Genomic DNA, 20906 nt, shown 5'->3' with positions numbered 1-20906 from the left:
TCCCACATTGGTTTTGTGTGACGGTAAAAAATGTATTCGGCTTGATAACCAAGCAAGCGCTTGGTAAGTTCGCTCCATCCCGCCATGGAGCTTGCCGATGTCTGCCTTTCAGGAATACTTCGATCCCAGCCGCCAATTGGTCCGCGACAGCGTGCGCCGCTTCGTCGAACGCGAGATGTTGCCCGGCATCGAGCAATGGGAGGAAGCGGAAAGTTTTCCCCGCGAGCTTTACCTCAAGGCCGGTGCGGCGGGCGTTCTGGGCATCGGCTACCCCGAGGCGCTGGGTGGCAGCCACGAAGGCGATCTGTTCGCCAAGGTCGCCGCCAGCGAAGAGCTGATGCGCTGCGGCTCCGGTGGCGTGGTGGCCGGGCTCGGCTCCCTGGATATTGGCCTGCCGCCCATCGTCAAATGGGCCCGGCCCGACGTGCGTGAGCGCATAGCGCCTCTGGTGCTCGCCGGCGAGAAGATCATCGCCCTGGCGGTCACCGAGCCCAGCGGCGGCTCGGATGTAGCCGACCTGCAAACCCGCGCCGTACGTGAAGGCGAGCATTACCGCGTGAGCGGCGCCAAGACCTTTATCACCAGCGGCATTCGCGCTGATTTCTACACCGTGGCCGTGCGCACAGGTGGGCCGGGCTTTGGCGGTATCAGCCTGCTGCTGATCGAAAAAGGCATCCCGGGTTTCACCGTCGGCCAGCCGCTGAAGAAGATGGGCTGGTGGGCGTCGGACACCGCCGAGTTGTTCTTCGACGATTGCCGCGTGCCTGTGGGCAATCTCATCGGTGTCGAGAACATGGGCTTTGCCTGCATCATGGGCAACTTCCAGAGCGAGCGCCTGGCCTTGGCCCTCATGGCCAACATGACCGCGCAACTGGCCTTGGAGGAAAGCCTCCAGTGGGCCGCCCAGCGCGAAGCATTCGGCAAACCCATCGGCAAATTCCAGGTGCTCAAGCATCGCCTGGCGGAAATGGCTACCGCCGTGGAGGTTTCCCGCGAGTTCACCTATCGTCAGGCCGCGAAGATGGCCGCTGGCAAGAGCGTGATCAAAGAGATTTCCATGGCCAAGAACCTGGCCACCGATACCGCTGATCGGGTGACGTATGACGCGGTGCAAATATTGGGGGGGCAGGGGTATATGCGTGGCAGCCTGGTGGAACGGCTTTATCGCGATAACCGGATTCTGTCGATTGGTGGCGGGACGCGCGAAGTGATGAATGAAATCATCAGTAAGCAGATGGGGTTGTAAACCGGGGTGTTCTTTCGGGCCTCATCGCGGGCAAGCCCAGCTCCCACAGGGGAATGCATTCCAAGGTGGGAGCTGGGCTTGCCCGCGATGACGGCAGTACTGACGACCCTTATCTCTCAGTCAGCCCAAATTGCGTCAGGCAAAACGTCGGAATCCCCATGTCTGCCAAGCGCTGCGAGCCACCCAGCTCTGGCAAATCAATAATCGCTGCAGCCTCAAAAATCTTTGCCCCCATGCGCCGCACCAGGTTCGCTGCAGCAATCAGGGTGCCGCCGGTGGCGATCAGGTCATCGAACATCAGCACCGAATCGCCTTCGCACAGGCTGTCGGCGTGCACTTCCAGGAAGGCTTCGCCGTACTCGGTCTGGTAACCCTCGGCCAGCACGTCCGCCGGCAGCTTGCCTTGCTTGCGAAACAGGATGAGCGGCTTGTTGAGCTGGTAGGCGATGATCGAGCCGATCAGGAAGCCACGGGCATCCATCGCACCGATATGGGTGAAGTCGGCTTCGACATAGCGTTGGGCAAAGCTGTCGGCCACCAGGCGCAGGGCGCGGGGCGATTGGAACAGCGGCGTGATGTCACGGAAGATCACCCCAGGCTTGGGGAAGTCGATGACGGGGCGAATCAGGGATTTGATGTCGAACGAATCAAAAGTCATCGTCGAGGAGTCCAGAGCGGAAAACGGACTCGAAGTATACCTGCGGCCTCGCCGATTGGCGCGGCCGCAGCCTGGATCAGACCTCCAGGGAACCGCCAGCCAATGCACACAGCTGGATCGGGTCGAGGATATGCACCTCTTTGCCCTCGGCGGCGATCAACTGGTTCTGCTGGAAACGAGTAAACACGCGGGACACGGTCTCAACCGCCAGGCCCAGGTAATTACCGATCTCATTGCGCGACATGCTCAGGCGGAACTGGTTGGCCGAGAACCCACGGGCGCGAAAGCGCGCCGACAGGTTGACCAGGAAGGTGGCAATGCGCTCATCGGCGGTTTTCTTCGACAGCAGCAGCATCATTTGCTGGTCGTCACGAATCTCGCGGCTCATCACGCGCATCAATTGGCGGCGCAATTGCGGCAGTTGCAGGGCCAGTTCATCCAGGCGCTCGAATGGGATTTCGCACACCGAGGTGGTTTCCAGGGCCTGGGCCGACACCGGGTGAATCTCGGTGTCCATCCCCGACAGCCCGACCAACTCGCTTGGCAGGTGGAAACCGGTGATTTGCTCTTCGCCGCCGTCGCTGAGGCTGAAGGTCTTCAACGCGCCAGAGCGTACTGCATAGACGGAATCAAACTTGTCGCCCTGGCGAAACAGAAACTCGCCTTTTTTCAGCGGGCGGCCGCGTTTGACGATGTCGTCCAGCGCATCCATGTCTTCCAGATTCAATGAAAGTGGCAGGCAGAGGGGAGCCAGGCTGCAATCCTTGCAATGGGCCTGGCTGTGAGCGCGCAGTTTGACTGGCTCGGACATTTCTTAAATCCTTGTGGGAAAACACACATAAGACGTAAGGGTAACGCACTGGGGGGCACGGAGGCCAGCGTGTACAAAAAACCGACCGGTATATAAAGATTTGGCTAAAACCGCCGATAGTACTGCTATCGACTACAAATACGGCGGCTCAGACCATGTTAGCCCTCACTGCTCAACTCGCTTCGCGCACTCAGATCCAGGCACTGCCCGAACCCAAGAAAGCTGCCGAACCGGATGTTGCCGCGATCCCGACGACCGACGAAGCCAAGCCTGCCGTTTCGGTGACCATCTCCGGCGCCGCGATGAAAGCTGCTGCGGCGGAAAAAGCCACAAACAGTGACATCGACGACAGCGGCCTGGCGGACAACGTCAAGAATCTGCTCAAGATGATTCGTGAGATCAAAAAGCAGATTGCCGAGAAACAAGCCGAGATGGCTGCGGTAATGGCCGACAGAAATCTCAGCCCAGAACAGGCCCGTGCCCGACTCTCCGGGCTGCAGTCAGCGTTGAGCGCACTGCAAGCCAGCTTGACCAGCGCCCAGGCGTCCCTGACCAAGGCGATGAAAGACATGAGTGCCGGTGATGCAGTCAAGGCTGCCAGCCTGGCCATGAAGTAAGTACGTCTAGATGACCCGCGAAAATCGTTGCCTGTTCTGGTGCTCCAGGTAGGCATCGAACACCATGCACACTGAACGCACCAGCAAGCGCCCGGCCGGGAGCACACGAATGCCCTGGGCGTCCAACGCGATCAGGCCGTCGGCGGCCATCGTTTCCAGCTGCGGCCATAACTCGGCAAAATAGCCGCGAAAATCGATGTTGTACGCCTGTTCGATCCCCTCGAATGCCAGGCTGAAATTGCAGATCAACTGCTGGATTACAGCCCGTCGCAACCGGTCGTCCGTAGTGCAGACCAGGCCGCGGCTGGTCGCCAATTGCGCACCCGCCAAGGCATTCTGGTACTGGTTCAGATCACTGCTGTTCTGGCAATACAGGTCGCCGATCTGACTGATCGCTGACACCCCCAGCCCAATCAAGTCGCAGTGCCCGTGGGTGGTGTAACCCTGGAAGTTGCGCTGCAGTTTGCCTTCTTCCTGGGCGACGGCCAATTCGTCGTCCGGCAGGGCAAAGTGGTCCATGCCGATGTAGCGGTAACCGGCTTGGGTCAGTTGTTCGATGGTGGTTTGCAGCATCAGCAGTTTTTCCGCTGGTGAGGGCAGCTCGTCAGTGTTGATCCGCCGTTGGGGCATGAAGCGTTCCGGCAGGTGCGCGTAGTTGAACACGGACAGGCGGTCAGGCTGTAAGCGGATGACTTCTTCCACGGTGCGCGCAAAGTTCAACGGCGACTGCTTGGGCAGGCCGTAGATCAGGTCGATATTGATCGAGCGAAATTGCAAGGTGCGCGCTGCATCGATCACGGCGCGGGTTTCTTCCAGGCTTTGCAGGCGGTTGACCGCCCGTTGCACCTCGGGGTCGAGGTCTTGCAGGCCGATGCTCACGCGGTTAAAGCCCAGTTCGCGTAGCAGGCCCATGGTGGCCCAGTCGGCTTCGCGTGGGTCGATTTCGATGCCGTAGTCGCCCGAATCGTCATCCAGCAAATTGAAATGCTGGCGCAGGCATTTCATCACCTGGCGCAGTTCATCGTGGCTGAGAAACGTGGGCGTACCGCCGCCCAAATGCAGTTGCTCCACGGGCTGCTGCGGGTCGAGGTGGCAGGCCACCAGCTGGATTTCCTGCTCCAGGCGCTGCAGGTAGGCCTGGGCGCGGCCACGGTCCTTGGTGATCACCTTGTTGCAGGCGCAGTAGTAACAAATGTTGGCGCAGAACGGCACATGCACATACAGCGACAGTGGCCTTACGGCCTTGCGGCTGTCACGCAGGGCGTGGAGCAGGTCGAAGGTGCCGACCTGGCTGTCAAATTGTACGGCGGTGGGGTAGGACGTGTAGCGCGGTCCCGCCAAGTCGTAGCGGTGAATCAGATCTGTGTCCCAACGAATGGCGTCGAGCATGCGGGCGGTCCCCCGGATTGGCTAGTGGGCCGAGTCTAGGGGCAGGGCGGTGCAGGCATCTTGATTTGCATCAACGGGGAGCGGCGCTATGCCACAGGGCCTGCTAATGCCCCATTAGCCAGTGCTGATGGGGGCCGGGCAAGGTCCAGAGGCCGAAGATCATCACCAGCACCCCACCGGTCACCCGCACGCTGCGCTTGCGCAATAACGCCGTCACCCGTTCGGCGGCCAGCCCGGTGGCCAGTAGCACCGGCCAGGTGCCCAGCCCGAACGCCAGCATCAGCAAGGCGCTGTCCAGTGCATTGCCCTGGCTCGCCGCCCATAGCAGGGTGCTGTAGACGAGCCCGCACGGCAACCAGCCCCACAGCGCGCCTAGCAGCAAGGCACGGGGCAGGCTGGACACCGGCAGCAAACGGTTGGCGACCGGCTGCAGATGCCGCCACAGGCCGCGTCCCAGGCTTTCGATACGGGTGAGGCCGCTCCACCAGCCGGCCAGGTACAGGCCCATGCAGATCAGCAGCAGCCCGGCAAGCACTCGCATGAACATCACCGCGGGGCTGTTGGCCACCGCCCAACCGGCCAGGCCGATCAATAAACCGGCGGTGGCATAGCTGAGGATGCGCCCCAGGTTGTATGCCAGCAGCAGGCGAAAACGGCGGCTGCGCTGTTCCTTGGGGATCGCCAGGGTCAGCGCGCCCATCAGTCCGCCGCACATGCCCAGGCAATGGCCGCCGCCAAGCAGGCCTAGGATCAGCGCCGAGACCAGCAAGGGCGCCAGCTCAAGCATGGGGCGGCTCTTTGGGCGCTTGCTCAGGGTTGTTGGCTTCATCGATGGCGGCCAGGTGGTTCGGGTCCTGGTCGTCGAACAGCACGCTGTGGGCCGGGCCATCGAGGTCTTCGTACTGGCCGCTGTCCACGGCCCAGAAGAAGATGTAGATGGCCACGCCCACTAACAGCAGTGCCGCCGGAATCATTACATAGAGAGCTGGCATCTGTACTCCATGCCCACGCGGCTCAGGCCGGCAGCGAGCGGGTTACTGGGGCGGTGCCCGAGGCTTGCGCGCTCGGCAGGCGAGTGAGGCGCAACGCGTTGAGCACCACGGTCAACGAACTGAGGGACATGCCGATCGCCGCCCAGATCGGAGTGATCCAACCCAGGGCCGCAAACGGCAGCATAAGCCCATTGTACAACCCGGCCCACAACAGGTTCTCGATGATCACTCGGCGAGTGCGCCGCGCCAGGCTGAAGGCCTGCACCAGCGCATCCAGGCGGTTGGACAACAGCACCGCATCGGCGCTGGTTTTCGCCAGGTCCGTGGCCGAGCCCATCGCCACGCTGATATCAGCGGCGGCCAGCACCGGCACATCATTGACTCCATCGCCCAGCATCAGCACTTTGCGACCTTCTTTGTGCAGGTTTTGCAGTACCTTCAGCTTGTCGTCAGGGCGCAGGCTGCCGTGGGCTTCGTCGATACCCAGCTCAGAGGCGACACTGGCCACCATCGGCGAACTGTCGCCGGAGAGCAACAGCGTGCGCCAGCCCCGCGCCTTGCATGCGGCCAGCAAGGCAGGTGCGTCGCTGCGCAGGCGGTCATCCAGTACGAACCAGGCCAGCGCCCCGCTGCGGTCGCCCAGCAGCAGCCATTGCCCGGCTTCGTCCGGTGAGGCGGGAATCGCACAGCCACTGAGTTCACAGACAAAACCCGGCTGGCCGATGCGCAACAAACGTTCGCCCACACGACCTTCCAGGCCCAGGCCTGGGGTGCTCAGCACTTCATCGGCGGCCAGCGGCGCACGGCCGAAGGCACGGGCAATCGGGTGTTCGGAACGGTTCTCCAGGGCGGCGGCAAGGCCCAGGCACTGGTCGCCGTCCAGCGCACTCAAGGGCCGAATGGCGCGCAACGCCAGGCGCCCTTCGGTGAGGGTGCCGGTCTTGTCGAAAATCACCGTATCAACCTGGTTCAGGCCCTCGAGCACATGGCCGCGAGTCAGCAGCAACCCAAGGCTGTGCAAGGTGCCAGTGGCGGCGGTGAGCGCGGTGGGCGTGGCCAGCGAGAGGGCGCACGGACAGGTCGCCACCAGCATCGCCAGTACAATCCAGAACGCCCGGGACGGGTCCAGCTCCCACCACAGCAGGCCGATCAGCGCAGCGGCGATCAGCGAGCACAACAGGAACCACTGTGCAGCGCGGTCGGCGATCTGCGCCAGGCGCGGCTTCTCGGCCTGGGCGCGCTCCAGTAGGCGCACGATGGCGGACAAGCGCGTGTCATGCCCCAGGGCGCGCACCTGAACGGTCAGCGCGCCTTCGACATTCAGCGTGCCGGCCGTGACGTTGTCGCCCGTGCGCCGAGGTTGCGGCAGGTACTCGCCGGTCAGCAGGGATTCATCGATGCTGGATTGGCCGTCGAGAATCACGCCATCCGCCGGCAGTACGGAGCCGGGGTGTACCAGCACGCGATCACCCAGCGCCAATTCGCTAAGCAGGATGCGCTCGCTCTGGCCATCGTCTTTGAGGCGCAGGCAGGAGGCGGGCAACAGGTTGACCAGTTGGGCGGTGGCTGCGGCAGTGCGCTCCCGGGCGCGGCGCTCAAGGTAGCGCCCGGCCAGCAGGAACAGGGCAAACATGCCCACGGCATCGAAATACAACTCGCCTACGCCAGTGATCGCGGTCCAGATGCCGGCCAGGTACGCGCCGCCAATCGCCAGCGACACCGAGACGTCCATGGTCAGGTGGCGTGTGCGCAAGTCACGCAGGGCGCCTTTGAAGAACGGTGCGCAGCTGTAGAACACGATGGGCGTTGTCAGAAACATCGCAACCCAGCGCAGGATGACGTGCAATTCCGGGCTCAGGTCGATATTGAATTCCGGCCAAGTGGCCATGGTTGCCATCATGGCCTGGAACCACAGCAAGCCGGCGACTCCCAGTTGTCGCAGGGCCAGTCGATTCTCGCTGGCCAATTGTTCGGCTGCGCGGTCGGCCTGGTAAGGGTGGGCGGCGTAACCGATATGGCGCAGCTCGCTGAGCAGTTGGCTCAACGGCAATTGCCCATCGGCCCAGCGCACGTGCAGCCGGTGGTTGGACAGGTTCAGTCGCGCTTCGGCCACGGCAGGCAGGCTGCGCAGGTGTTTCTCGATCAACCAGCCGCAGGCGGCGCAACTGATGCCTTCCATCAGCAGGGTGGTTTCGGCCAGCTCGCCCTGATGGCGTACAAAGGGTTTTTGCACATCGGCGCGGTCGTACAGCGCCAGCTCGTCCACCAACTGCACGGGCAGCGCCTCGGGGTTGGCCGAGGCTTCGCTGCGGTGTTGGTAATAGCTTTCCAGCCCGCCGGCCACTATCGCCTCGGCCACGGCCTGGCAGCCCGGGCAGCAGAGTTCACGGCGTTCGCCGAGGATCTGGGCGGTGAACCGACTGCCGGAGGGGACGGGTAGGGCGCAGTGGTAGCAGGGGGTGGGTTGGGTCATTGCTCAGTTCCGTAGATCGTTCCCACGCTTTGCGTGGGAATGTTGCCTGTGACGTTCTGCGTCACAAAGCAGACGCAGAGCGTCCAGCAAGGCGTTACCACGCAGAGCGTGGGAACGATCATCGTCTACTTCTTCAGGTCCTCGGCGCCCTGCAACGGTTCGTCACCCAGCAGCAAGTCCTTGTCGTGGCTGACCTCTTCTTCTTCGAACAGGCGCCAGGTGTTGCCGCCCTCCACGCCAAGCAGTTCCACGAAACGGCGACCTTCGACCTTGTCGGTGACCTGGCCGATGTAGCGACCGGGCTCGCTGTCGCTGCGGGTGAGGTTGATCTTGCGATCCTTCTCTGGCTGGGTCGGGGAGATCAGGTTCAGCTCCAGAGTATTTGGATTGCTGTAGCCAGTCAGTTGCAGCTCGACCTCGCCGGTCAGTTCGTCCAGGTGCAGCTTGCCGCGCAGTTGCAGGGTCTGGGCCAGGCGTTCGCGGTCCAGGGAGCGGTTGATGCCTTTGCCGGCCTCGTAGTAGTTGTCGTTGACCAGGTTGTCCGGGTTGTTCACTGCGATGGTCACCATGGACAAGGTCAGGGTCACTGAGCAGGCCAGAATCGCGATGATGATCCAGGGCCAGAGGTGTTTGTACCAAGGGCTGGCGGCAGTAGTTGCAGGCATGCGTGTGTTCCCTGTTAACGAACTTGTGGGCCGATGAATCGGCTCTTGGCTTCAATATGGACGCTGGTGTCATCGGCGTCCTTGAGGATGAAGGTCACCTCGTTGGTGCTCGACGGCAACTGCTCCGGCGCACTCGACAACTCCACCGGCATGCTGACGATATCGCCCGCGGCCACTTTGATTTCACGTCGGCCTTGCAGCTTGAGGTCTGGCAGGCCAGCGGCGTCGAGCACGTAGGTGTGGTCGCGCTGGTCTTTGTTCATGATCTTCAGGCTGTAGACGTTTTCGATGCGTCCTTCGGCGTTTTCACGGTACAGCACGCGGTCCTTGCTGACGTCGAAACCCACCAGCGAGCGCATGAAGAAGGCGGCCACCAACAGGCTGATCATCGCCAGCAACACCAGGGCGTAACCGATCAGGCGCGGGCGCAGCTTATGGGTTTTCTGCCCCGACAGGTTGTGTTCGGTGGTGTAGCTGATCAGGCCGCGTGGGTACTCCATCTTGTCCATGATGTTGTCGCAGGCATCAATACAGGCGGCGCAACCGATGCACTCGATTTGCAGCCCGTCGCGGATATCGATACCGGTAGGGCACACCTGCACGCACATCGTGCAGTCGATGCAGTCGCCCAGGCCCTGGGCCTTGTAGTCGGTACCCTTTTTACGTGGGCCACGCACTTCGCCACGGCGGGGGTCATAGGACACGATCAAGGTGTCTTTGTCGAACATCACGCTCTGGAAGCGCGCATAGGGGCACATGTAGATGCACACCTGCTCACGCAGCCAGCCGGCGTTGCCGTAGGTGGCGAGGGTGAAGAAACCCACCCAGAAATACGACCAGCCATCGGCCTGGCCGGTGAAGAAATCGAATACCAGTTCACGGATCGGTGAAAAGTAGCCGACAAAAGTGAGGCCGGTGGCAAAGCCGATCAGCAGCCACAGGCTGTGCTTGCTGAATTTGCGCAGGAATTTGTTGGCGCTCATGGGCGCCTTGTCGAGCTTGATGCGCTGGTTGCGGTCGCCTTCGGTGACCTTTTCGCACCACATGAAGATCCATGTCCACACGCTTTGCGGGCAGGTATAGCCGCACCACACGCGCCCGGCGTATACGGTGATAAAGAACAGGCCAAAGGCCGCGACAATAAGAATGCCCGACAGCAGGATGAAATCCTGAGGCCAGAACGTTGCACCAAAAATAAAGAATTTACGCTCCGGCAGGTTCCACCATACCGCCTGGTGACCGCCCCAGTTCAGCCACACGGTGCCGAAGTACAGCAGAAACAGAGCGGCACCGCCGACCATGCGCAGATTGCGGAACAAGCCAGTGAAGGCGCGGGTGTAAATCTTCTCACGCGAAGCGTAGAGGTCGACGGTTTTGGCAGGCGGGGTAACGTCATGTACCGGTATCTGGTCGCTCATCATTGCATCCCACGGCGGTGGAGATTTGCCTCGGCCAGTACGTGCCAGCCGGGGTCAAATTAAGGGTGTTGCAGTGGCCTAATGATACGCCCCCGATGGTGCGCAAAGGGTGCGACCTTTGGTCGCGTTGGGGGAAATCAATTGATGGTGTACGTGACCTGGATCAATTGACTTGGCAAGTATGGTCGGTTTTTGTGGTTGTGGTGACGCGGCAGGTCTCAAGGCCATCCCGTCAACAGGCCCGGTCTTGAATGTGCAGGAGGACAAATGTGGGAGCTGGCTTGCCTGCGAAAGCGATGGGCCGGTCAGCCTATTTGTGACGGACAGAGCGCTTTCGCAGGCACGCCAGCTCCCACCCCGGATCTAAGCTTTTCAAGAAATGACCCCGCCGCTCTCTCAGTGGCGAGGCCATGGCGTGCTCAGCTAACTTTACTGCTCCTCAGCCTTCTTATCCCCATGAGACAAGCTATACACATACGCCGCAAGCAAGTGCACTTTGTCATTGCCCTGCAACTGCTCCTGCGCCGGCATCTGGCCCTGGCGGCCATAACGGATGGTCTGCTGCAGTTGCGCGAAGCTTGAACCGTAGATGAACGCACCCGGATGCGTCAGGTCGGGCGCGCCCATGGCTGGGGTGCCTTTACCAGCCGGGCCGTGGCAGGCCACGCAGTTGGCGGCGAAGAGTTTCTCACCGTTGGCCACATCGGCCTTGGCGCCTTCCGGCAGTTTGCGGCCATCGAGTTGGGTCACCACAAAGCCTGCTACGTCAGCCACGCCTTGCTCACCGATGACTTCGGCCCAGCCCGGCATCACCGCGTGGCGGCCCTTCATGATGGTTTCCTTGATGGTGTTGGGTTCACCGCCCCAGCGCCAGTCGGCGTCGGTCAGGTTGGGGAAGCCGTAGGCGCCTTTGGCGTCGGAGCCGTGGCACACCGAGCAGTTGGAGGCGAACAGGCGGCCGCCCATCTTCAAGGCTTGCGGGTCCTTGGCGACTTCTTCAATCGGCATCGACGCGAATTTGGCGAAGATCGGCCCGAACTTGGCCTCCGACCTGGCCATTTCCTTTTCCCACTCGTGCACGCCGGTCCAGCCGGTCTGGCCGTTGGCGAACGGGGTTTGCTTGTCGTTGTCGAGGTAGTTGTAGCCTGGCAGCAGGCCCTTCCAGTTGCCGAGGCCAGGGTAGAGCACCAGGTAACCAAGGGCGAAGACGATGGTGCCGACAAACAGCATGAACCACCACTTGGGCAGCGGGTTGTCGTACTCCTCGATGCCGTCGAACGAGTGGCCGACGGTCTCGTCCGTCTGCTCGGTGCGCTGGCCCTTGCGGGTCGACAGCAGCAGCCAGGTCAGGGCGAAGATGGTACCCAGACTGAGGACTGTGACGTACAGACTCCAGAACGTAGTCATTCTTTGTTACTCCTAGAAGCTTGCTCGACGTGCTTGATGGCTTCGGGGTCATCTGCGAAGGGCAGCATGGTCGCGTCGTCAAACTCCGACTTGCGCCGTGGGCTGAACACCCACAACGCCAGGCCGATAAAGGCCACCATCACCACAACGGTGCCCAGGCCACGAATCATCCCGATATCCATGTAGGTCACCGTTTGCTTTTGATGATGGTGCCAAGGCCTTGCAGGTAGGCCACCAATGCGTCCATTTCGGTCTTGCCCTTCACGGCGGCGGCCGCACCGGCGATGTCTTCGTCGGTGTAGGGCACGCCCAGGGTGCGCAAGACTTCCATCTTCTTCGCGGTGTCCTTGCCGTCGAGCTTGTTTTCCACGAGGAACGGGTACGCCGGCATTTTCGACTCAGGCACGACGTTGCGCGGGTTGTACAGGTGCGCACGCTGCCAGTCATCGGAGTAACGCCCGCCCACACGGGCCAGGTCCGGGCCGGTGCGCTTGGAACCCCACAGGAACGGGTGGTCCCACACGCTTTCACCGGCGACCGAGTAGTGGCCGTAGCGTTCGGTTTCGGCGCGGAAGGGGCGGATCATCTGCGAGTGGCAGCCCACGCAACCGTTGGCGATGTAGACGTCGCGGCCTTCCAGTTCAAGGGCGGTGCGCGGCTTCATACCTTCGACCGGCTTGTTGGTCACGTCCTGGAAAAACAGTGGGACGATTTGGGTCAGGCCGCCAATGCTCACGGCGATGACCATGAAGAAGGCCAGCAGGCCGATGTTCTTCTCGACGACTTCATGCTTCATCAGTGAGCTCCCACAACGGCGATCTTGGCGGCGGCTTCGGCTTCTACAGGGTCGCTGGCACGCACGGTGCGCCAGACGTTGTAGGCCATCAACAACATGCCACTGGCAAAGAACGCACCGCCCAGGGCACGTACGATAAAGCCCGGGTGGCTGGCTTGCAGCGCTTCGACGAAGGAATAGGTGAGGGTGCCGTCATCGTTGATCGCACGCCACATCAGGCCCTGGGTGATGCCGTTGACCCACATCGAGGCGATGTAGAGCACGGTGCCAATAGTGGCCAGCCAGAAGTGCGCGTTGATCAGCCCGACGCTGTGCATCTGCACGCGGCCGAACAGTTTGGGGATCATGTGGTACAGCGCGCCGATGGAGATCATCGCTACCCAGCCCAGAGCGCCGGCATGTACGTGGCCGATGGTCCAGTCGGTGTAGTGGGACAGCGAGTTGACGGTCTTGATTGCCATCATCGGCCCTTCGAAGGTCGACATGCCGTAGAACGCCAGGGACACCACCAAAAACCGCAGGATCGGGTCGGTGCGCAGCTTATGCCAGGCGCCCGAGAGGGTCATCATGCCGTTGATCATGCCGCCCCAGCTTGGCGCCAGCAGGATGATCGACATCGCCATGCCCAGGGACTGTGCCCAATCCGGCAAGGCGGTGTAGTGCAAGTGGTGAGGGCCGGCCCAGATGTACAGGGTGATCAGCGCCCAGAAGTGCACGATGGACAGGCGATAAGAGTAGATCGGACGCTCGGCCTGCTTGGGCACGAAGTAGTACATCATCCCCAGGAAACCGGTGGTGAGGAAGAAGCCTACGGCGTTGTGGCCGTACCACCACTGGATCATCGCGTCCGTTGCGCCGGAATAGGCCGAATAGGACTTGAACAGGTTCACCGGCAGGGAGGCGTGGTTGACGATGTGCAGCATCGCCGTGACCACGATAAAGGCCCCGTAGAACCAGTTGCCTACGTAGATGTGCTTGGTCTTGCGCTTGACGATGGTGCCGAAGAACACCAGGCCGTAGGTCACCCACACAATGGCAAGCAAAATGGCGATCGGCCATTCCAGCTCAGCGTATTCCTTGGTGGTGGTGTAGCCCAGGGGCAGGCTGATGATGGCGCCGACGATGACCGCCTGCCAGCCCCAGAAGGTGAAGGCGGCAAGACCATCGGAAATCAGTCGCGTCTGGCAGGTGCGCTGCACGACATAGTAGGAGGTGGCAAACAGTGCACATCCGCCGAAGGCGAAGATCACCAGGTTGGTATGCAGCGGGCGCAGGCGGCCGAAGGTCGTCCAGGGCAGGTCGAAATTCAATTGCGGCCAAACCAGTTGCGAGGCGATGAACACCCCGAGCCCCATGCCAAGGATCCCCCAGACCACCGTCATGATGGCGAACTGGCGGACTACCTTATAGTTATAAGCAGTCGGACTGATTGCTGTGCTCATTCTAAGGTTCCACGGTTTAGGTTTTTTTATAGGTAAAATCGGCCGCAAGTATGTAGAAACCGAGGGGCCATTGCAACGCAATGGCTGACCTGTATCAATGCGTTCCACGCCAGATTCTGCGCCCTTTCCATGTTTGGTGTAAGGATAAATACCGAAATAGAAAGCTGATCAAGTGGACAGGAATTTTAGGGGGCGCAACGAATACCGTCGCCTACGCCAGAATTGCTCCACTGTGGGAACAAGCGTAGACCCGAATAGGAGGAGGGGAAAGTTGGGTTTGGAAGGGGTGCGACACTTGGTCGCGACTTGTGCCTGTGGCGAGGGAGCAAGCTCCCTCGCCACAGATAAGGCTTTTACTGCGGTTGGCTATCTGGCGTTGCACCATCAGCGTTATGGGACAGGCTGTACACGTAAGCCGCCAGCAGGTGCACCTTGTCATTGCCTTGCAGCACGTCCTGGGCCGGCATCTGGCCCTGGCGACCATGGCGGATGGTCTGCTGCAACTGTGCCAGGCTGGTGCCGTAGATAAACCCGGCAGGCTCGGTCAGGTTGGGCGCGCCCATGGCTTCCACGCCGTGACCTTGCGGACCATGACACGCCACGCAGGTGGTGCTGAAGGCGGCTTGGCCGGCTGCCAGGTCGGCGGTGTTGTCGGCGGGCAACGGCAACTTGGCCAGGTCGTGGCGCACGTAAGCGGCGACGTTTTTCACCCCGTCCTCGCCCAGCACTTCACCCCAGGCCGGCATCGCCGCGTGGCGACCGTTCAGGATGGTGGCCTTGATGGCCTCGGCCGAACCGCCCCAGCGCCAGTTGCTGTCCGCCAGGTTGGGGAAGCCATAGGCGCCCTTGGCGTCCGAGCCGTGGCATACCGCGCAGTTGGAGGCGAACAGGCGACCGCCCATCTTCAGCGCTTGCGGGTCCTTGGCCACTTCTTCTACCGGCATGGCCGCGAACTTGGCGAAGATCGGCCCGAACCTGGCGTCGGCCTTGGCCATTTCCTTGTCCCATTCCTTGGTCTGGGTCCAGCCGTCCTCATAGCCCGGCAGTACACCTTTCCAGTTGCCCAGGCCCGGGTAGAGGATCAGGTAGCCGACGGCAAACACCAGGGTGCCGGCGAACAACATGAACCACCACTGGGGCAGCGGGTTGTCGTATTCCTCGATACCGTCGAAGGCGTGGCCCATGGTCTGGTCGACGCTGCCCTTGGTCTCGCCCTTGCGAGTGCCGACCAACAGCCAGGTCAGGCCGATGAGGCTGCCCAGGGTCAATACGCAGATCCATGTACTCCAGAACGTAGTCATGGCCGAGTGCTCCTTGTGGCTGGCTCTGCTTGAGCGTCGGGTGGGGAAGGTTCATCGGCAAACGGCAGCAGGCGCGCCTGCTCGAATTCCGCGTTGCGGCGGTTGTTGAACACCCACAGCGACAGGCCGATAAAGGCGATGGCGACCACCAGTGTGCCAAGGCCGCGGATGGTGCCCGCATCGAATTCAAATCCCATGGCTCACCTCTTGCTCTTGATGGCAGTGCCGAGCACTTGCAGGTAGGAAACCAGCGCGTCCATCTCGGTCTTGCCCTTGAGGCTGGCGACGGCGCCGTTGATGTCGTCGTCGGTGTACGGCACGCCGAGGGTGCGCATCACTTTCAACTTGGTCTCGGTGTGGCTGCTGTCGACGGCGGCGGTGACCAGCCATGGGTAGGCCGGCATTTTCGACTCCGGCACCACGTTGCGCGGGTTGTACAAGTGCGCGCGGTGCCAGTCGTCCGAGTAGCGTGCGCCGACGCGGGCCAGGTCCGGGCCGGTACGCTTGGAACCCCACAGGAACGGGTGGTCCCACACGCTTTCGCCAGCCACCGAGTAGTGGCCGTAGCGCTCGGTCTCGGCGCGGAACGGGCGGATCATCTGCGAGTGGCACTGTACGCAGCCTTCGCGGATGTAGATGTCGCGGCCTTCCAGTTGCAGCGCGGTGTAGGGCTTCATGCCTTCGACCGGCTTGTTGGTCACGTCCTGGAAGAACAGCGGGACGATCTGGGTCAGGCCGCCGATGCTCACGGCGAGCACCATCAGCAGCATCAACAGGCCGACGTTCTTTTCAATCGTTTCGTGTTTCATCATCGACTCCTCAGGCCATCTGCGCGGCAGCGGTGACTTCGGCAGGTTGCGCCGAACGCACGGTGCGCCATGTGTTGTAAGCCATCAGGAACATGCCGCTGAGGAAGATCGCACCGCCCACCAAACGCACGATGAAGCCAGGGTGGCTGGCCACCAGAGTTTCGACGAAGGAGTAGGTGAGGGTGCCGTCTTCGTTGACCGCACGCCACATCAGGCCCTGGGCGATGCCGTTGACCCACATCGACGCGATGTAGAGCACGGTGCCGATGGTGGCCAGCCAGAAATGCGCGTTGATCAGGCCGAGGCTGTACATCTGCTCGCGACCGAAGATTTTCGGGATCATGTGGTACAGCGCGCCGATGGAGATCATCGCCACCCAGCCCAGCGCCCCGGCGTGTACGTGGCCGATGGTCCAGTCGGTGTAGTGGGAGAGGGCGTTGACGGTCTTGATCGCCATCATCGGGCCTTCGAAGGTCGACATGCCGTAGAAGGCCAGGGAGACGACGAGGAAGCGCAGGATCGGGTCGCTGCGCAACTTATGCCAGGCACCCGAGAGGGTCATCATGCCGTTGATCATGCCGCCCCAGCTTGGCGCCAGCAGCACCAGTGACATCACCATGCCCAGGGACTGCGCCCAGTCCGGCAAGGCGGTGTAGTGCAAGTGGTGAGGGCCGGCCCAGATGTACAGGGTGATCAGCGCCCAGAAGTGCACAATCGACAAGCGATAGGAATACACCGGGCGTTCGGCCTGCTTGGGCACGAAGTAGTACATCATGCCGAGGAAACCCGCAGTCAGGAAAAAGCCTACCGCGTTGTGCCCATACCACCACTGCACCATGGCATCCGTCGCACCGCCGTACAGCGAGTAGGACTTGGTCAGGCTGACCGGGATTTCCAGGTTATTGACGATATGCAAGATGGCCACTGTGATGATGAACGCGCCGAAGAACCAGTTGCCCACATAGATATGCTTGGTCTTGCGCTTCATGATCGTGCCGAAGAACACGATGGCGTAGGCGACCCAGACGATGGTGATCAGGATGTCGATCGGCCATTCCAGCTCGGCGTATTCTTTGGAGCTGGTGTAGCCCAGTGGCAGGCTGATCGCGGCCAGCAGGATCACAAGCTGCCAGCCCCAGAAGCAGAACGCGGCGACTCTCGGCGCGAACAGCTGCGTCTGGCAGGTGCGTTGCACCGAGTAAAAGGAGCTGGCGAACAGCGCACAGCCACCGAACGCGAAGATCACCGCGTTGGTGTGCAAAGGGCGCAGGCGACCGAAGCTGGTCCAAGGCAAATCGAAGTTGAGCGCAGGCCAAACCAATTGGGCAGCGAGAAAAACCCCGAGCCCCATGCCGACGATGCCCCACACCACCGTCATAATGGCGAATTGGCGGACCACCTTGTAGTTATAGGCGGTACTTAAAGTAGTGTTCATGGTTCCCCATCCACGGTTCAACCCAAGCAAGTGCGGCACTTGGGCTGGAGTTATAGGCAGACTAAAAAGCGAGGCAAGCATGGGCAAAGAGCACAAGGCCAGTATTGACGGGGATCAATGGGCGCAGTGTGTACGGGAACATGGCTGGTTGTGGGATGTCGCCACCGGCGCGACGTCGGGTGAGCCGGTCACGCTGATCCTGGCCCACGGCGCTGGCGCACCGATGGACTCGGCGTTCATGAACGATATGGCCGCACGCCTTGCCGGGCATGGCGTGAGCGTGTTGCGCTTCGAGTTTCCGTACATGGCCCAGCGTCGCGTGGACGGCGGCAAACGCCCCCCGAATCCGGCGCCGAAACTGCTGGAGTGCTGGCGCGAGGTGTATGCCGAGGTGCGACGTCATGTCGCTGGGAAACTGGCGATGGGTGGCAAGTCCATGGGCGGGCGGATGGCCAGTTTACTGGCCGATGAACTGGGCGCCGATGGGTTGGTGTGCCTGGGCTATCCGTTCTATGCGGTGGGCAAGCCAGAGAAACCCCGGGTGGAGCACTTGGCTGCGCTTACGACGCCCACCTTGATTGCGCAGGGCGAGCGCGATGCCTTGGGCAATCGTGCGGCGGTGCAGAGTTATGACTTGTCAGAGAGCATTGAGGTGATGTGGTTGGCGGCGGGGGACCATGACTTGAAGCCGCTGAAGGCTTCGGGGTTTAGCCATGAGCAGCACTTGGAGGCGGCGGCGGTGCAGGTGGCTGAGTTTCTCCGGACCTGTTAGCGCCCTATCGGGGGCAAGCCCCCTCCCACATTGGGCTGGGTTCACCTATTTCTATCGGTGAATACCGTCCAGTGTGGGAGCTGGCTTGCCTGCGATAGCAGTTTATCGGTTAAAACGCTCTACCAGCGAATACTGGGTATTGGCGGTATGCGTCAACTCTTCACTCAGTTGCGCCGAGTTCATCGCCTGCTCCGAGGTCTGGTCCGCCAACAGCGCAATGGTGCTGATGTTGCGGCTGATCTCCTCGGCCACCGCACTTTGCTCCTCGGTTGCGGCTGCGATCTGGGTGGTCATGTCGGTGATATTGGCCACCGCCTCACTGATACCCACCAAGGCCTGGTCTGCTTCCATCACCCGTGCCACACCTTCTTCGGCCTGGCGGTGCCCGGCGTCCATGGTTTGCACGGCCGCAGCCGCGGTGTGTTGCAGCTTGGCGATCAGGGTATGGATCTGCCCGGTGGATTCGGCCGTACGCTGCGCCAGTTGGCGCACTTCATCGGCGACCACTGCAAAACCACGGCCCATCTCACCGGCACGCGCGGCTTCGATAGCGGCGTTAAGTGCCAGCAGGTTGGTCTGGTCGGCAATGCCTTTGATCACATCAACCACGCCGCCGATTTCATCGCTGTCTTTGGCCAGTTGCGTGACGGTCACGCCGGTCTCTCCAACGGCTGCCGAAAGACGCTGAATCGCCTCGCGGGTTTCCCCGGCGATATCGCGGCCGCGGCCGGTCAGGCGGTTGGCTTCCTGGGTGGCGTCGGCGGTGCGCTGCACGTGGCTGGCCACTTCTTGGGTGGTCGCCGCCATCTGGTTTACCGCAGTGGCCACCTGTTCGGTTTCCACGCGCTGGCGTTCCAGGCCGCTGGAGCTGTTGTGCGCCAGGGTGTTGGATTGCGCGGCCTGGTCGTTGAGGTGCTCGGCGGTGTCCTGCAGGCGGGTAAGACAGGTCTTCAGACGCGCTTCCTGGCTGAGGATCGACATTTCCAGGCGCGCTTGTGCGCCACGGCTGTCGGTGTACATCTGCGCGATCAACGGGTCGGACGTGGTCTGTTCGGCCAGGCGCAGCAAACGCTTGAGACCGCGCTGTTGCCAGCTCAAGCCCAGCAGGCCCAACGGCACCGACAGCGCCGCTGCCAGGGCAAAGCCCCATTGGGAGGTGAGGGTGGCGCCGATCATGAAGCTTAACTGGCTGACCAGGATAAACGGCAGCCAGTCCTGCAACACCGGCAGCCACTTGTCCCGTTGGGGGACGGCCGACTTGCCTTGGTTGATGCGTTGATAGAGCGCCTCGGCCCGGCGGATCTGCTCGGCGGTGGGCTTGATGCGCACCGATTCGTAGCCGATCACCTGGTTACCGTCGAAGACCGGCGTCACATAGGCGTTAACCCAATAGTGGTCACCGGTCTTGCAGCGATTCTTGACAATGCCCATCCATGGCAAGCCTTGTTTGAGCGTGGACCACATATGCGCGAACACGGCCGGCGGCACATCCGGGTGACGCACCAGGTTGTGTGGCGCGCGCACCAGTTCTTCGCGGGTGAACCCACTGATTTCGACAAAGGCGTCGTTGCAGTAGGTAATCACACCCTTGGCATCTGTGGTGGAGATCAACCGTTGCTGAGCGGGGAAGGTACGTTCGCGCTGGGTAACGGGTTGGTTATTACGCATGATTGTTCAATCCGCAAGGCTTTCAGGGGGTATCGGCCATGCGGGGCATTTATTTAACTTATTTTTGCAACAATCCTGCGAACAGCGTTGCCTCTGTAGAAGGCAGGCTTAGCCGGCGAGCATCGGGTAGGTAAACAACCCGAAGTGCAGCAGATTCAAGCCAAAATGCGTGGCAATCGCCGCGCCTAGCCCGCCGAACCGATACGCCAGGCCGTAGCCCACGCCCGCAATACCCGCCAGCAACATCCACTGCCAACCCGCAGCAAAATGCACCAGGCCGAATAACAGCGAGGCCAGCAGCAGCGCGAGGTTCTCGCCATAGGGCAGGTGTTTGAAGCGTTGGCTCAGGCCGCCCTGGATATACCCGCGAAACAGCGCTTCTTCGACCAACGTCACCAGCAGCAGGTTGTTCAACACCCACAGCCACGCCTCGTCCGGCCACTTGGGCGCCCAACTGATCATCCCCAGCAGGGCCGCGCCACCCAAGGCGGCGATAGCGGCCAGAGTCAGGGCCATGGCTGTGACGCAGATCGACAGGCGCAATGAGCGCCGCGCCACAATCCACGGGCAGGCCAGCAACAGCCAGAAGCCGATCAGGGGTTTGTCCTGGTTCAGGTACATCGAGAAGGGCACGGAGTCCGGAGTAAATCGCTGGGGCGCAATACCGCGGCCGTTATAGAAGCCCGGTAGCCAGTGCATCGCCAGGCCCAGGGCCAGGACAATAAACAAGCCGTGGCCAAGGTAGCGTGCCCAAGGGTTGCGTTGCTGGCGTACGGCATACCCGGCCACCAGCAACAGTGCGATGGAGACCGCCGCCAGTACGCCCAGTTGGCCGTAGATCAAAGCCACGACATAGCCAATGGAAAGTAGGGTGAGGTACAGCCAGGGCAAAGCAATCATGTGAAATCCTTGAAAAAAACTGGGCGGCATTATAGCGAGCGGTCTGCCTGGACGGCATGAAAACTCCTCCACCCACAGGGTGAGGGGAAAGGATTGCAAAATGTATT

General features: G+C 61.5%; 21 protein-coding genes. 3 read left to right on the top strand and 18 right to left on the bottom strand.

Annotation, left to right across the window (positions count from 1 at the left end):
- Nucleotides 1–97: 97 nt before the first annotated feature.
- Nucleotides 98–1246 (top strand): acyl-CoA dehydrogenase family protein, encoded by a 1149-nt coding sequence (locus tag JMV15_RS15410; protein WP_201491720.1) that lies wholly within the window; start codon nt 98–100, stop codon nt 1244–1246.
- A 109-nt stretch (nt 1247–1355) separates the two neighbouring features.
- Here the strand turns inward: JMV15_RS15410 and JMV15_RS15405 are convergent, their stop codons facing one another.
- Together JMV15_RS15405 and fnr are read right to left on the bottom strand one after the other, a co-directional pair.
- Nucleotides 1356–1904, bottom strand: coding sequence for an adenine phosphoribosyltransferase (locus JMV15_RS15405; protein ID WP_003193191.1), 549 nt, complete (start codon nt 1902–1904; stop codon nt 1356–1358).
- 76 nt (nt 1905–1980) lie between these two features.
- A complete protein-coding gene (fnr, locus tag JMV15_RS15400) occupies nt 1981–2715 on the bottom strand; it encodes a fumarate/nitrate reduction transcriptional regulator Fnr (protein ID WP_005790290.1) in 735 nt (244 codons plus the stop codon).
- Nucleotides 2716–2870: 155 nt separating this feature from the next.
- Here fnr and JMV15_RS15395 point away from each other — a divergent pair, with 155 nt between their 5' ends.
- Nucleotides 2871–3332 (top strand): hypothetical protein, encoded by a 462-nt coding sequence (locus tag JMV15_RS15395; protein WP_014719451.1) that lies wholly within the window; start codon nt 2871–2873, stop codon nt 3330–3332.
- Between the two features lie 6 nt (nt 3333–3338).
- Here JMV15_RS15395 and hemN read toward each other — a convergent pair whose 3' ends face one another.
- The 14 genes from hemN to ccoN (JMV15_RS15325) form a co-directional block, all read right to left on the bottom strand.
- Nucleotides 3339–4721, bottom strand: a complete 1383-nt coding sequence (hemN, locus tag JMV15_RS15390) for an oxygen-independent coproporphyrinogen III oxidase (RefSeq protein WP_019820495.1) — start codon at nt 4719–4721, stop codon at nt 3339–3341.
- Nucleotides 4722–4824: 103 nt separating this feature from the next.
- Nucleotides 4825–5508, bottom strand: coding sequence for a sulfite exporter TauE/SafE family protein (locus JMV15_RS15385; RefSeq protein WP_038451110.1), 684 nt, complete (start codon nt 5506–5508; stop codon nt 4825–4827).
- A complete protein-coding gene (ccoS, locus tag JMV15_RS15380) occupies nt 5501–5713 on the bottom strand; it encodes a cbb3-type cytochrome oxidase assembly protein CcoS (RefSeq protein WP_014719448.1) in 213 nt (70 codons plus the stop codon). Before ccoS ends, JMV15_RS15385 begins: the two co-directional genes overlap by 8 nt.
- A gap of 22 nt (nt 5714–5735) precedes the next feature.
- On the bottom strand, nt 5736–8186 hold the full coding sequence (locus JMV15_RS15375) for a heavy metal translocating P-type ATPase (protein WP_038451108.1): 2451 nt from the start codon (nt 8184–8186) through the stop codon (nt 5736–5738).
- A gap of 125 nt (nt 8187–8311) precedes the next feature.
- A complete protein-coding gene (locus tag JMV15_RS15370; protein ID WP_014719446.1) occupies nt 8312–8851 on the bottom strand; it encodes a FixH family protein in 540 nt (179 codons plus the stop codon).
- 14 nt (nt 8852–8865) lie between these two features.
- Nucleotides 8866–10269, bottom strand: coding sequence for a cytochrome c oxidase accessory protein CcoG (gene ccoG / locus JMV15_RS15365; RefSeq protein ID WP_019820489.1), 1404 nt, complete (start codon nt 10267–10269; stop codon nt 8866–8868).
- A gap of 429 nt (nt 10270–10698) precedes the next feature.
- Nucleotides 10699–11676 (bottom strand): cytochrome-c oxidase, cbb3-type subunit III, encoded by a 978-nt coding sequence (gene ccoP / locus JMV15_RS15360; protein WP_014719444.1) that lies wholly within the window; start codon nt 11674–11676, stop codon nt 10699–10701.
- On the bottom strand, nt 11673–11858 hold the full coding sequence (locus JMV15_RS15355; protein ID WP_003193169.1) for a CcoQ/FixQ family Cbb3-type cytochrome c oxidase assembly chaperone: 186 nt from the start codon (nt 11856–11858) through the stop codon (nt 11673–11675). Before JMV15_RS15355 ends, ccoP (JMV15_RS15360) begins: the two co-directional genes overlap by 4 nt.
- A 5-nt stretch (nt 11859–11863) precedes the next feature.
- Complete coding sequence (ccoO, locus tag JMV15_RS15350; protein ID WP_003193167.1) at nt 11864–12472, bottom strand: cytochrome-c oxidase, cbb3-type subunit II; 609 nt, start codon at nt 12470–12472, stop codon at nt 11864–11866.
- Nucleotides 12472–13914 carry a cytochrome-c oxidase, cbb3-type subunit I gene (gene ccoN, locus JMV15_RS15345; protein ID WP_014719443.1) on the bottom strand — a complete coding sequence of 481 codons (1443 nt, stop codon included), beginning with the start codon at nt 13912–13914 and terminating at the stop codon, nt 12472–12474. Before ccoN (JMV15_RS15345) ends, ccoO (JMV15_RS15350) begins: the two co-directional genes overlap by 1 nt.
- Before the next feature lie 353 nt (nt 13915–14267).
- Nucleotides 14268–15215, bottom strand: coding sequence for a cytochrome-c oxidase, cbb3-type subunit III (ccoP, locus tag JMV15_RS15340; protein WP_014719442.1), 948 nt, complete (start codon nt 15213–15215; stop codon nt 14268–14270).
- Nucleotides 15212–15412 carry a cbb3-type cytochrome oxidase subunit 3 gene (locus JMV15_RS15335; RefSeq protein ID WP_003193161.1) on the bottom strand — a complete coding sequence of 67 codons (201 nt, stop codon included), beginning with the start codon at nt 15410–15412 and terminating at the stop codon, nt 15212–15214. The genes ccoP (JMV15_RS15340) and JMV15_RS15335 overlap by 4 nt, the downstream gene beginning before the upstream one ends.
- A gap of 3 nt (nt 15413–15415) precedes the next feature.
- Nucleotides 15416–16024: a cytochrome-c oxidase, cbb3-type subunit II gene (ccoO, locus tag JMV15_RS15330; RefSeq protein WP_003193159.1), complete on the bottom strand. Its 609-nt coding sequence runs from the start codon at nt 16022–16024 to the stop codon at nt 15416–15418.
- A 10-nt stretch (nt 16025–16034) separates the two neighbouring features.
- Entirely contained in the window at nt 16035–17459 is a 1425-nt protein-coding gene (gene ccoN, locus JMV15_RS15325; RefSeq protein WP_019820482.1) for a cytochrome-c oxidase, cbb3-type subunit I, read from the bottom strand.
- Between the two features lie 79 nt (nt 17460–17538).
- Between ccoN (JMV15_RS15325) and JMV15_RS15320 the strand changes: the two genes are divergently transcribed.
- On the top strand, nt 17539–18231 hold the full coding sequence (locus tag JMV15_RS15320; RefSeq protein ID WP_014719441.1) for an alpha/beta family hydrolase: 693 nt from the start codon (nt 17539–17541) through the stop codon (nt 18229–18231).
- A 102-nt stretch (nt 18232–18333) separates the two neighbouring features.
- Here the strand turns inward: JMV15_RS15320 and JMV15_RS15315 are convergent, their stop codons facing one another.
- Both JMV15_RS15315 and JMV15_RS15310 read right to left on the bottom strand, forming a co-directional pair.
- Nucleotides 18334–19899 carry a methyl-accepting chemotaxis protein gene (locus JMV15_RS15315; RefSeq protein WP_014719440.1) on the bottom strand — a complete coding sequence of 522 codons (1566 nt, stop codon included), beginning with the start codon at nt 19897–19899 and terminating at the stop codon, nt 18334–18336.
- Between the two features lie 108 nt (nt 19900–20007).
- On the bottom strand, nt 20008–20799 hold the full coding sequence (locus JMV15_RS15310) for a CPBP family intramembrane glutamic endopeptidase (protein WP_019820478.1): 792 nt from the start codon (nt 20797–20799) through the stop codon (nt 20008–20010).
- Nucleotides 20800–20906 lie beyond the last annotated feature (107 nt).

It is taken from the genome of Pseudomonas paracarnis (assembly GCF_904063055.1).
Taxonomy (GTDB): domain Bacteria; phylum Pseudomonadota; class Gammaproteobacteria; order Pseudomonadales; family Pseudomonadaceae; genus Aquipseudomonas; species Aquipseudomonas paracarnis.
Note: the sequence above shows the minus strand (reverse complement) of the source record. Positions and strands in the feature narration are given on the sequence as shown.

Coding starts and splice junctions, on each gene's coding strand:
- JMV15_RS15410 (WP_201491720.1), top strand. CDS start 98: ATGTCTGCCTTTCAGGAATACTTCGATCCCAGCCGCCAATTGGTCCGC.
- JMV15_RS15405 (WP_003193191.1), bottom strand. CDS start 1,904: ATGACTTTTGATTCGTTCGACATCAAATCCCTGATTCGCCCCGTCATC.
- fnr (WP_005790290.1), bottom strand. CDS start 2,715: ATGTCCGAGCCAGTCAAACTGCGCGCTCACAGCCAGGCCCATTGCAAG.
- JMV15_RS15395 (WP_014719451.1), top strand. CDS start 2,871: ATGTTAGCCCTCACTGCTCAACTCGCTTCGCGCACTCAGATCCAGGCA.
- hemN (WP_019820495.1), bottom strand. CDS start 4,721: ATGCTCGACGCCATTCGTTGGGACACAGATCTGATTCACCGCTACGAC.
- JMV15_RS15385 (WP_038451110.1), bottom strand. CDS start 5,508: ATGCTTGAGCTGGCGCCCTTGCTGGTCTCGGCGCTGATCCTAGGCCTG.
- ccoS (WP_014719448.1), bottom strand. CDS start 5,713: ATGCCAGCTCTCTATGTAATGATTCCGGCGGCACTGCTGTTAGTGGGC.
- JMV15_RS15375 (WP_038451108.1), bottom strand. CDS start 8,186: ATGACCCAACCCACCCCCTGCTACCACTGCGCCCTACCCGTCCCCTCC.
- JMV15_RS15370 (WP_014719446.1), bottom strand. CDS start 8,851: ATGCCTGCAACTACTGCCGCCAGCCCTTGGTACAAACACCTCTGGCCC.
- ccoG (WP_019820489.1), bottom strand. CDS start 10,269: ATGAGCGACCAGATACCGGTACATGACGTTACCCCGCCTGCCAAAACC.
- ccoP (WP_014719444.1), bottom strand. CDS start 11,676: ATGACTACGTTCTGGAGTCTGTACGTCACAGTCCTCAGTCTGGGTACC.
- JMV15_RS15355 (WP_003193169.1), bottom strand. CDS start 11,858: ATGGATATCGGGATGATTCGTGGCCTGGGCACCGTTGTGGTGATGGTG.
- ccoO (WP_003193167.1), bottom strand. CDS start 12,472: ATGAAGCATGAAGTCGTCGAGAAGAACATCGGCCTGCTGGCCTTCTTC.
- ccoN (WP_014719443.1), bottom strand. CDS start 13,914: ATGAGCACAGCAATCAGTCCGACTGCTTATAACTATAAGGTAGTCCGC.
- ccoP (WP_014719442.1), bottom strand. CDS start 15,215: ATGACTACGTTCTGGAGTACATGGATCTGCGTATTGACCCTGGGCAGC.
- JMV15_RS15335 (WP_003193161.1), bottom strand. CDS start 15,412: ATGGGATTTGAATTCGATGCGGGCACCATCCGCGGCCTTGGCACACTG.
- ccoO (WP_003193159.1), bottom strand. CDS start 16,024: ATGAAACACGAAACGATTGAAAAGAACGTCGGCCTGTTGATGCTGCTG.
- ccoN (WP_019820482.1), bottom strand. CDS start 17,459: ATGAACACTACTTTAAGTACCGCCTATAACTACAAGGTGGTCCGCCAA.
- JMV15_RS15320 (WP_014719441.1), top strand. CDS start 17,539: ATGGGCAAAGAGCACAAGGCCAGTATTGACGGGGATCAATGGGCGCAG.
- JMV15_RS15315 (WP_014719440.1), bottom strand. CDS start 19,899: ATGCGTAATAACCAACCCGTTACCCAGCGCGAACGTACCTTCCCCGCT.
- JMV15_RS15310 (WP_019820478.1), bottom strand. CDS start 20,799: ATGATTGCTTTGCCCTGGCTGTACCTCACCCTACTTTCCATTGGCTAT.